Consider the following 10,674-nt stretch of genomic DNA (forward strand, 5'->3'; position numbering starts at 1 on the left):
AAAGCGGTGCTAGAGTCTGCGTTCCTCAAATCCTGTGCTAGCCTCTGTTGGCGAAGATGAAACATACCCTTTCAGTTCTCGTAGAAGATGAGGCGGGTGTTCTTTCCCGCATTTCTGGTTTATTCGCCCGTCGCGGCTTTAATATTGAAAGCCTTGCTGTTGGCCCTGCTGAACAAGGAGGAGTCTCTCGAATTACGATGGTTGTACCTGGTGACGATCGCGTTATCGAGCAACTCACCAAGCAACTATACAAGTTAGTCAATGTCCTTAAGGTACAGGATATTACCGAAACTCCTTGTGTAGAGCGGGAATTGATGCTCTTGAAGGTGAATGCTACTACCAGCAATCGTTCAGAAGTGATCGAACTGTCTCAGATTTTCCGGGCGCGAGTCGTGGACGTGGCGGAAGATTCTCTCACCTTAGAAGTTGTAGGAGATCCAGGTAAAATGGTAGCGATCGTGCAGGTATTGCAAAAATTTGGTTTGAGAGAAGTCGCCCGCACTGGCAAAGTTGCCCTGACTCGTGAATCGGGTGTGAATACAGAGTTACTCAAGTCTTTGGAAGCAAAAGTTTAGTTGGGAACATCAGAACCCCACCCCTAGCCCCTTCCCCACTTTTCGAGCGTGTATACACGGTAGCTTTTTACGGGGGGTTGGGGGGATCTTACGGGGTCATGGTAACAATGACTGATTAGGCGTTAACTGGCTCTCAAAACGGCTGTAAACAACTTGGGTTGGATACCAAGAAGAAAACCAGTACAAATCTTGAATAACTTTGTAATAACTACTCCCATCTACTAACTCAAAGTGAACCACACCTAAATTATTAAATCCAACTACTTCTCGCCCCTCCTGAACCCAACGAAATTTCCAAAACATCAGGGGTTGTAACCATTTCCATTTGACATTTTCGGCTCGTTTCCAGGGAGCTATCAACGATGATATATCTGCTTTGAAGCGAGAAGTCTGAACGCTGTTTCGAGGTATCCACTCCAGCACACAATGCCACTCAGAGTTAGTCAGCAACTGGCGATTATGCTGTAATTGTTTATCTGAAATTTCTACCATATTGGGTGGATTAATCCAACCTATCCAATGTCGCACCTTTTCTGGTAGCAGCCAATGTTTCAATCGTGTATGAATGAGCCGCGTCAAAATCTCTTCATTCTTCAATGCACTAGCGGTTAACTGCACTAAGACAGACTGTAATTTGGAATGAGTGCGTGCATAAGACAAGTGAGCAACAGAACTGTAGTGAATATCCCCAGATAGAATAATCACTTGTTGACGTTCCTCAAACAAGGTGGTTAGGAATTTCGCCAGTGCTTCAGTATTAATGTTCCAGGCATCTCCAACATCTGTTGAAAAAACTTTCTCCTGTTGTAACTGCCAATGGTGAATCCAATCAATCACTTGTAGTCCAAATACATTCGTGGGCGCAATCACAAATGTAGTTTGAATCTGAGTTTGTTCAACTATTTCTTGTAAAGGTAAAACTAGTTGTTGCTCAAAGGCTTTTGGACACAGCAGCATCGGTGGTGCAATTGGTTTTTGATCGGCTGGATAACCCCGCCAAGTCCGCGTATCCAGCACAATTATTTTATAGCAATCGCTCCTGACTATATAGTGCCAAGTGATTGCTTCAGGATGTCGATCCAAAATGAACACTGCACCATCTCGAACTAAAATAGGTAAGTCTGTGTGGGGGTCGTTAGCTGGCATACCTACATAATGAGCGATCGCCTCATCAGCCTTTGCATCCCTCCCTTGAGAAGCTGACCAAGCTTGTGCAGCCTCCAACAGCTTTTCACCTGGTTTACCTTCTGCAAATTGCTCAGGTGTATTGCCCCAACCTTGAAACACCGTATAGGCTAACAATGCATTTTGGACTATTCTTCGCCCCAAGGGACGCCCTAGTACTCGCAAACACCAAGCTTGGTTCAAATTCCAGTCATCAGTAACATCATGGTCATCAAAGATGGTGTACATGGGAATATTGGCAAGGGCGCGGCGCACTTTCCCAAGGGTATAAATAAATTGTCGCAAGTGCCGGACTTGTCGGTTCCAGTTCTTGATAGCTTTGCGATCGCGCTTTACTTGGTGTCCTTCGGGAAATGCGGCGGGCCAGCACACTGGCGACCAAGCTAGTAAATAAGTAGCGTAATATTCACCCAGACTGAAAAGATGGCTGTTGACTTTCTCAGCTTTATTATGTAATCCTGCGGTCAATCCAGCTTGATTTGTTGCAACATCAGCTCGCTCTCCAGGGGGTAGCTGCTGGGGAGTGCAGTATACTGCATTCACAGGAAGTTGTTCTTCCCAACCCAAGAGGGCATCACCAAGAGTACTGGCAACCCACAGCGACGGTTCTGCTACATCGTCGCCGTAAATTTGATCTCCGGTGAGGAATAGCTGGTGGGGGCGGTATTGTGGTTGATTTGCTTTTGCCTCAATCAAACTGTCGAGAATCGGCAGTGCGTCAAATCCATGACCGTGAGGTTTACGGCAAGAAGCATGAATAATTTGCAAATCTTGCAGACGCTTTGGCGGCAGAACAAAGGTTGGTTTTTGATGCTCAAAGTAGCTGATGCTGACTGTAGGAGAAGAGTTTGAGCGTAATGCTTGTTGCATTTGCAGGCAATGGTGAGCGAGAGTAAATTGGAGGTCGTATGCATAGATGCGGTTATTAGTTAAACGATGCCCCTCTATAGACCGAGCTGTTATAGCAGCAATGTGAAGATACTTACCCAAAGCAACTGTGGAGTATTCCCCCTCCAACAAGCAATTTCCTACTACTTCACCATCATTTGTTGTGCCATAAACCTTGAGTTCTACCTGACAAGACTGTTTCAGTGCCACCCATACCGTCACTGACTCCGGTTCAGTATGCTTTAGAATTGGCCCCGCCAAAATTAGTGGCAGTTCTCGTAAAAACTCTTCCCCAACTTGATACTTCATTACAAACAGTTGACATGATGGTGTTTTGGATGATCCTGCTTTATTTATAATCCAATCACCAAATGGGGACGAGTGTTTCGCCAGCCCTCAATCATATTGAGTGATGGCAAAACTGTAAAATATGCTTATCAACTGTAAAACTAGCTTCAATTGTCTAGAGTGAAAACCGACAGTATCTTTTATCGCATCTTTCAAAGCTTCCCCAGCACATTCTTTGAACTCATTAACCAACCGCCATCACTAGCCAGTGCTTACCAATTTTCTTCAGTCGAAGTCAAACAACTGGCATTTAGAATTGATGGTGTATTTTTACCCAATACTCTAGAACTACCCATTTATTTTGCTGAGGTGCAATTTCAACCAGATAAAAAAATTTATTCCCGTTTATTCGCCGAAATCTTTAACTATCTCGACAAAACTGAATTAACTAACACCTGGCGTGGTGTTGTCATCTTTCCCAATCGCAGCGTTGATAGTGGAGATACAGAAAGATATGCAGAATTACTTAACTCACAACGATTGACTCGCGTTTACCTCAACGAATTAAGCTCAATTCCCCCATCATCAATCGGCATTGAGACAGTCAAACTAATCATAGAACCAGAATCAACTGCAACAACGAAAGCTATAGAGATTGTAAACAGCGCCCGAAAAGAAATTCTCAATGCCGCCCAACAGAGGGAAATTATACAATTGATAGAAACGATATTAATCTACAAATTGCCGCGCTTGAGCCGGGAGGAGATGAGAAAAATGTTCGGATTAAGTGAGTTAAAGCAAACTAAATTTTACCAAGAAGTTTTTGCAGAGGGTAAAGAAGAGGGCAAAGAAGAAGGCAAGCTAGAAGGCAAGTTAGAAGGCAAACTAGAAGGCAAACTAGAAGGCAAGCTAGAAGGCAAGCTAGAAACAATACCTCAGCTATGGGCGTTAGGATTGAGTATTGAACAGATAGCTCAAGCGTTAGGTTTGGACGAACAACTTGTTAGGCAAGCTGTACAACCGAAATCATAGAATGATTGGGACTAACCAAAATGGTTTGCTGGTTTTGGCAATTTCACTATAGGAGATTGTGTATAAGAATGTGCTGTGGGAGGGGCGAGATACCCATCCCATAAGAGTCATTATTTGAATTAATTTCGAGCGATACCTTCTTGACGCGCTGCTTGTTGTACAGCAGCAGCAACAGCAGTGACGACGCGCTCATCAAAGACTGAGGGGATAATATGTTCCCGATTCAAGTCTGAAGGCTTAACTAAAGAAGCGATCGCACTTGCGGCTTCTAAGTACATTGTGGTGGTAATTGTATGGGCCCGACAATCTAAAGCACCACGGAATACCCCAGGAAAAGCTAAAACGTTATTGATTTGATTCGGGTAATCACTGCGACCGGTAGCGATCACAGCTACATCTTTACTAATTAATTCTGGTTGAATCTCTGGAATGGGATTTGCCATTGCAAAGACAATTGGATCTTTCGCCATCGATTGCACCATTTCTGGTGTCAAAACTCCCGGTGCACTGACTCCAATAAACACATCTGCCCCTTGCATTGCACCCGCTAACGTACCCTGCCCTTTCACGGCAAATTCGAGTTTTTCTTCTGTCAAATCGGTGCGACTGGTTGAGATAATTCCTTTAGAGTCGCACATCCAGATTTTTTCTGCCCCAGCTTTCCTCAGTAACCGAGCGATCGCTACTCCCGCCGCCCCAGCACCATTAATCACGATCTTGATTTCTGCTAAGGACTTATGTACCAGCTTTAGAGAATTAAACAACGCTGCCAAGGTGACAATGGCTGTACCATGCTGGTCATCGTGAAAAACGGGGATATCTAACTCTTGGCGCAATCTCTTTTCAATTTCAAAGCAGCGAGGTGCAGCGATATCTTCTAAATTCACACCCCCAAAGACGGGCGCGATATTCTTGACTGTCTGGATAATTTCTTCTGTATCTTGGGTGGCCAGACAAATGGGAAAAGCATCTAGCCCCGCAAATTCTTTGAACAGCATTGCTTTACCTTCCATGACTGGTAGGGCTGCTGCTGGGCCGAGATTTCCCAATCCCAAAACGGCGCTACCATCGGTAACAATGGCAACAGTGTTTTGTTTGATGGTTAACTTGTAAACTTCCTCTGGATCTTGAGCGATCGCTGTACAAATTCGACCAACTCCGGGTGTGTAAGCCATTGCTAAATCAGACACACTTCTTAAGGGAATTCTGCTAGTAATGCTGATTTTGCCACCGCGATGCAAATTAAAGGTGCGATCGTAAACGCTGAGTAACTTGATGTCTGGCAATGCTTTCACTGCTTGCACAATGGTTTCAGCATGTTCGGTACTAGCAGCATCCACAGTCAGATCGCGGGTGGATTCTTTGCGGGTTTGCTCGATTAAATCAATTTGACCGAGATTACCGCCAGTAGTTGCGATCGCCTGGGTTATCGATGCTAACATTCCTACACGATTGGGAATCTGCAAGCGCAGTGTCAAACTAAAACTAGAATTAGGAGTTAGGTTTGCCATGTTGATTTTGGATTTTAAGTTTTAGATTTTATATTGAATTGAGACAAAAACTAAAATTTCAGAGTTGTAGTCAGTGGAAATACAATGAATATTAACTCTGGAGAGAACCGTCAGTAGTTAGTTTACTCACTGCTTACAGTTTTGATAATTATTTTTATTTATACCAATGCATTTACTAATATAGATGAGTAACAATTTAGTAATTGTACCCAAATACACCAGATATTTTTTTAAAATTTTATCTGTGTAAATTTTTATATAAAAAAAGCGCCTCCCATTTCTGGAGGGCGCTTTTTATTTAGCTAAATCTTCAGAATTAACCGTTGATAGCAGGAGCAGTCATCGCTACAGGTCTAACTTCACCAGCAGCTAAGTCTAGGGGGAAGTTGTGAGCGTTACGCTCGTGCATTACTTCCATACCCAAGTTAGCGCGGTTGATTACATCTGCCCAGGTGCTGATAACGCGACCTTGGGAGTCAATTACTGATTGGTTAAAGTTAAAACCGTTCAAGTTGAATGCCATCGTGCTGATACCCAAAGCGGTGAACCAGATACCGACGACAGGCCAAGCTGCTAAGAAGAAGTGCAGTGAACGGCTGTTGTTGAAAGAAGCGTATTGGAAGATAAGACGACCGAAGTAGCCGTGGGCTGCAACGATGTTGTAGGTTTCTTCTTCTTGACCGAATTTGTAACCGTAGTTAAGAGATTCGGTTTCGGTGGTTTCACGCACCAAGGAAGAAGTTACTAGAGAACCGTGCATTGCAGAGAACAATGAACCGCCGAATACACCAGCCACACCTAACATGTGGAAGGGGTGCATCAAGATGTTATGTTCTGCTTGGAACACAATCATAAAGTTGAAGGTTCCAGAGATACCCAAAGGCATACCATCAGAGAAAGAACCTTGACCGATTGGGTAGATCAAGAATACTGCGGTAGCGGAAGCCAAAGGTGCGCTGTAAGCTACGCAGATCCAAGGACGCATACCTAAGCGGTAAGAAAGTTCCCACTGACGACCGAGGTAGCAAGCACAACCGATCAAGAAGTGGAAAACTACCAATTGGTAAGGGCCGCCGTTGTACAACCACTCATCTAAAGAAGCTGCTTCCCATATTGGGTAGAAGTGCAAGCCAATAGCGTTGGAGGAAGGAACAACTGCACCAGAGATGATATTGTTTCCGTAGATCAATGAACCTGCAACAGGTTCACGGATACCGTCGATGTCTACTGGAGGTGCGGCGATGAAAGCGATTACGAAGCAAGCAGTAGCAGCTAGCAGGGTTGGGATCATCAGTACACCAAACCAACCAATGTAGATACGGTTGTCGGTGCTAGTAATCCACTCGCAAAAGCGATCCCATACGTTAGCGTCGGAGCGCCGTTGTAAGGTTGTGGTCATTGTTTTATAAGTGCTATATGTTGTTATTAAAAATCGAACAAGCAGATTGTCTTTTAGCCTGTTGAATTACAGTCTACATGAATTTACTTTGGCGCGATCTGTGCCTTAATATTGTGTAACAAAATTCTTTAACAAGCTCATCGAACTGTAAAGTTTTCCTACTATAACCAATCGTGATAAAAGTAGTAAATTAAGGCTTTGTCAGCCGTTTCAACACCAAACTAGCTATAACTTTCAATGACGCGATCGCCTATTTATTTCCCTTTACATTCCTTTACAAATAGCCTGTTGAAAAATTTTAAGTTCTGTTGATTTGTAAAGAAATAATAAGTTGTAAGTTGTCTTATGTTTTATCAAAAATCAAAGTAGATGTAGGGCAAACTGCCTTCAGGAGCTAATAACCAAACAGCGTAGAAACAGATGGGAACGAAGACAAGTTTAAGAGGCCAGTTGAACTCTAACTTCAGTATTCGGTTGAAGGTATAGACTACAGCCATAAGGGCAGCTATAGCTACAAGTACCCAAGTGAGTTGAGATTGGCTCATATTTAAGGCATCTACATAGACTTTTTCAGCAAACTGGGCGTCAGCCGGATAACCCCAAAGATGCCGAATTACCAAAGAAGAGTCTTCGAGGTTAGGTAGACGGAACCAAATCCAAGATGTAAAAACCATTAGTTGGGTTAATAACCAAGCGACAAAGATACCCAGAGGATTTTGCCAGAATTGTTCTAGATTTTCAAAGCGATCGCTCATAGTATCTGTAAGTCGATGAACCACCAAGGCTAACCCGTGCAATATGCCCCAAACTACATAACCCAAAGCAGCACCGTGCCAGATACCAGCGATTAGCATTACAATAAATAAATTCCAGCAGGTACGGACTAAACCCTGACGGGAACCACCTAAAGGAAAGTAGACATAGTTACGTAGCCAATCTCCTAGAGTGATATGCCAGCGCCGCCAAAATTCTGAAATATTGGTGCTGAAGTAGGGAAAATCGAAATTCTCAGGTAGAACCAAGCCAAAAAGCATAGCACTACCACGGGCGATGTCTACGTAACCATTGAAATCTAGATATAACTGCAAACCGTAAGCAAATGTAGCTAACCAGAGATCGGTACTACCCGCCCGTTGTAAATTACCAAAACATAAATCGACAAAAATACCAAGGTGGTCTGCAAAAATGCCTTTTTTGACTGCGCCTCTAGCAATCAACCACAGCGCCTGGGCGACTCTATCGCTATTGGGTAATTCTAGTGTATTGAATTGATTTGCTAAGTTGTGATAGCGCGTAATTGGCCCTGAAATCAGTTTTACGAAGAATAATTTGTAGGTAGCAAATTTGAGAAACTGCTCAGTAGCAGGGGCACCGCGATAAACATCTATTAAATAGGCAATGCATTCAAAGGTAAAAAATGAAATTCCCAAAGGTGCAATTAATTTAAAAGAGCTATCGGGTGAGTTTGTTTGCACATTAAAAACAAACTTGAATAAAGGAGTAAAATACTTATAACCTAATAACAGTAAAACATTTAGAACTATCCCTAGCCACAAAACTTTTAAACGACGGCGATTCCAGTCACCTTGGGCAAATTGCCACTCTTCATTAGAAATTTGCCAGTCAAGAGAATGTTTTCCTGGTGAGGTATTTTTACCAATCTCTAGCCCCACACGGAAATTAATATATGTCAATGCTAATAGTAATGGCACGTACTGGATCTGCAAAGATGCGTAGAAAACCAAGCTAGCAATTAGCAGCGTCCATAATCGCAATTTTTGTTGTGCTAAAGACCAATAAATTCCTAACACACTCAACAAAAACAGCCCATAAAAAATTGATATAAAGTTCATTTTTTAGTTATTTGTCATTTGTCATTTGTCATTGGGCATGGGGCATGGGGCATGGGGCATTGGGCATTGAGCAATAATTAGTAGTTATTCTTCCCCTGCTTCCTCTGCTCCCTCTGCTCCCTCATCCCCACTCCCCATTCCCCTACTTCACTGGCCAGGGAATCATCGGATCATTAGCCAGCTTTTTGGAAACTTCGTATGCTCCAAAGCGGTTGAGGTGGCTGGGATCAGAGAAGTAATCATTTGTTTTTGGCCACTGTTGGCTCAAATCTCGATAAATAAAGTTGGGACTAGTAGCTAGACGCAACATATATTCTTGAAATTCTTGCTCATGTTGTTTACGCACTGGATCTAAATAATCTGCCGTGAGAGGCATGTTGACAAACACTAAGGAAATTTTCTGAGACTGGGCAAACTGAAGCACTTCTTGAAAGGCAGCATCTTGCTGTCCTTCTATTTGGAAAGATTTATAGTCGTTGTCGTAATTTCCGGTAACTCTAGAATGTTTTTGATAGTATCTTGCAGGATTGAAGCGAATCGACAAAGGTAGAAAGCCATCAAAATCAACTGCTTGCTGGGAAGTCATTTCATCTGAAGTACCGTCTATTAGCTGTTTTTGTGATCCAACCGTCTGATTCCGACCACTTATAAGCAGTTGTTTTTGCAGTAAACTTTTAATTTGGTCACGGTTTGGATAGCTAGCAGAAAGAGATGCTAGAGCCTGATTTAATGACTGATTCACAGCTTCATAGGCACCAATCTCCGGTTTTTCTTCTTTTATCTTTTCTTCTCCCGAATTTACCGGATTTTCGGGTAAATCGCTGCTATTGGTAGTTGTTGGGGCTTTTTGGAATGCTTGTTTATAACCAGCCGATGCAGCGATGGATTTAAAGGTCATATCCTCACGTCCACCGTTGAAGGCACGGGCCCCATCTGCCCAGATAATTACTTTAGGCAGTTCTGATGCTTCCAGTACGTGGCGAATCACAAAATCTACAACTTGTGCAGTAGCACCGTTGATTCCAAAGTTAAATACATCAAGATTTGGATAGCCCTGAGTCGCTAAAGCTTTAGAAAGTGCTGCGGGATCTACTCCCCTGAGAGCGCGGGAGGAGCCAATAATCAACACATCTGGTGGAGTACCAGTTCTAGCCAAACGCTGTTTATACAGTGCTAGTTGCTCGTCTAACTGCCTGACATTGAAACTTGGCATCTGCGATCGCGCTGCTAAAAGAATAGCAGTAGCGGTTGCTTTTTCCTTCAGTGGTGCGGCTGCCAAATTATTTGTCGGGGTATCATCACTTTGGGTAAACTCCGAAGCATTAAATACAGAACTCTGATTTGGAGAAGATTTAGTTTTGGAAGTGCTGGTAAAAAATGTCGTTTTCTCACTCTGAGTTTTCCCAGATATTAAAGATGCCTTTTCACTAGAAGATGATGAAGGTAAGACACTGGCTACTTTTGGCGTCGGCGTAGTACTTGCAATAATTCGACCCAACACCCAATCAGTTTGAAGTGTAAGCAATAATCCCAGCGTTCCCCACACTAAAGCAACCTTAAGTCCTTGAACATCAGGGCTTTGTTCTGCTGACTGATCGCTTTCGATAAATAACTGGCTTTGTAACAGGAATTTTTTCGCGGTTGCACTCGTCGTTGTCATCCAATCTCGCGCAACTTCTGTCACAAAACTTTGAACTTCTTCTGTGGTTAAGTCGGGGCGCAAAATTGGCTCACTAGTCTCAGAGGTTACTAAATCGTTAACGTATTTAGAAGTAGCAGCAAATTCTGGGGTTGCTTCTGGGACTAAACGTTGGCGATGCTCAATATCAACGCCATAGTTCCAAAAAGGCTCTTTATTCCCAGCCCGGCGACCGTAGACACGTACCCCCATAATACCGGGAATTTTTAACTGGCGGATAAACTGCGTAACTTTAGTTGCTACT

The 10,674-nt window shown here is 43.2% G+C and carries 7 protein-coding genes; 2 read left to right on the plus strand and 5 right to left on the minus strand.

Features of this window, described 5'->3' with window-relative positions; genetic code table 11:
• Nucleotides 1-56: 56 nt before the first annotated feature.
• Nucleotides 57-575, plus strand: a complete 519-nt coding sequence (ilvN, locus tag VE944_RS20560) for an acetolactate synthase small subunit (protein WP_229551628.1) — start codon at nucleotides 57-59, stop codon at nucleotides 573-575.
• A gap of 96 nt (nucleotides 576-671) precedes the next feature.
• On the opposite strand, the gene VE944_RS20565 is transcribed toward ilvN, so the two are convergent.
• Nucleotides 672-2,957 (minus strand): alkaline phosphatase D family protein, encoded by a 2,286-nt coding sequence (locus tag VE944_RS20565; protein ID WP_324981127.1) that lies wholly within the window; start codon nucleotides 2,955-2,957, stop codon nucleotides 672-674.
• A gap of 159 nt (nucleotides 2,958-3,116) precedes the next feature.
• Here VE944_RS20565 and VE944_RS20570 point away from each other — a divergent pair, with 159 nt between their 5' ends.
• Nucleotides 3,117-3,968 carry an Rpn family recombination-promoting nuclease/putative transposase gene (locus VE944_RS20570; protein ID WP_324981131.1) on the plus strand — a complete coding sequence of 284 codons (852 nt, stop codon included), beginning with the start codon at nucleotides 3,117-3,119 and terminating at the stop codon, nucleotides 3,966-3,968.
• A gap of 119 nt (nucleotides 3,969-4,087) precedes the next feature.
• On the opposite strand, the gene VE944_RS20575 is transcribed toward VE944_RS20570, so the two are convergent.
• From VE944_RS20575 to VE944_RS20590, 4 genes are all read right to left on the minus strand, one after another.
• Nucleotides 4,088-5,479 (minus strand): malic enzyme-like NAD(P)-binding protein, encoded by a 1,392-nt coding sequence (locus tag VE944_RS20575; RefSeq protein ID WP_324981135.1) that lies wholly within the window; start codon nucleotides 5,477-5,479, stop codon nucleotides 4,088-4,090.
• 316 nt (nucleotides 5,480-5,795) lie between these two features.
• On the minus strand, nucleotides 5,796-6,878 hold the full coding sequence (gene psbA, locus VE944_RS20580; RefSeq protein ID WP_324981138.1) for a photosystem II q(b) protein: 1,083 nt from the start codon (nucleotides 6,876-6,878) through the stop codon (nucleotides 5,796-5,798).
• Between the two features lie 353 nt (nucleotides 6,879-7,231).
• Nucleotides 7,232-8,731, minus strand: coding sequence for an MBOAT family O-acyltransferase (locus tag VE944_RS20585; RefSeq protein ID WP_324981141.1), 1,500 nt, complete (start codon nucleotides 8,729-8,731; stop codon nucleotides 7,232-7,234).
• Between the two features lie 142 nt (nucleotides 8,732-8,873).
• Nucleotides 8,874-10,674, minus strand: a 1,801-nt coding sequence (locus VE944_RS20590; protein ID WP_324981144.1) for a DUF1574 family protein, incomplete at its 5' end; no start/stop codon positions are given.

The organism is Nostoc sp. (genome assembly GCF_035638895.1).
Classification (GTDB): Bacteria; Cyanobacteriota; Cyanobacteriia; order Cyanobacteriales; family Nostocaceae; genus Nostoc.

Excerpts from the sequence above, each read along its gene's own strand:
- ilvN (WP_229551628.1), top strand. The coding sequence starts at position 57 with ATGAAACATACCCTTTCAGTTCTCGTAGAAGATGAGGCGGGTGTTCTT.
- psbA (WP_324981138.1), bottom strand. The coding sequence starts at position 6,878 with ATGACCACAACCTTACAACGGCGCTCCGACGCTAACGTATGGGATCGC.
- VE944_RS20585 (WP_324981141.1), bottom strand. The coding sequence starts at position 8,731 with ATGAACTTTATATCAATTTTTTATGGGCTGTTTTTGTTGAGTGTGTTA.
- VE944_RS20565 (WP_324981127.1), bottom strand. The coding sequence starts at position 2,957 with ATGAAGTATCAAGTTGGGGAAGAGTTTTTACGAGAACTGCCACTAATT.
- VE944_RS20575 (WP_324981135.1), bottom strand. The coding sequence starts at position 5,479 with ATGGCAAACCTAACTCCTAATTCTAGTTTTAGTTTGACACTGCGCTTG.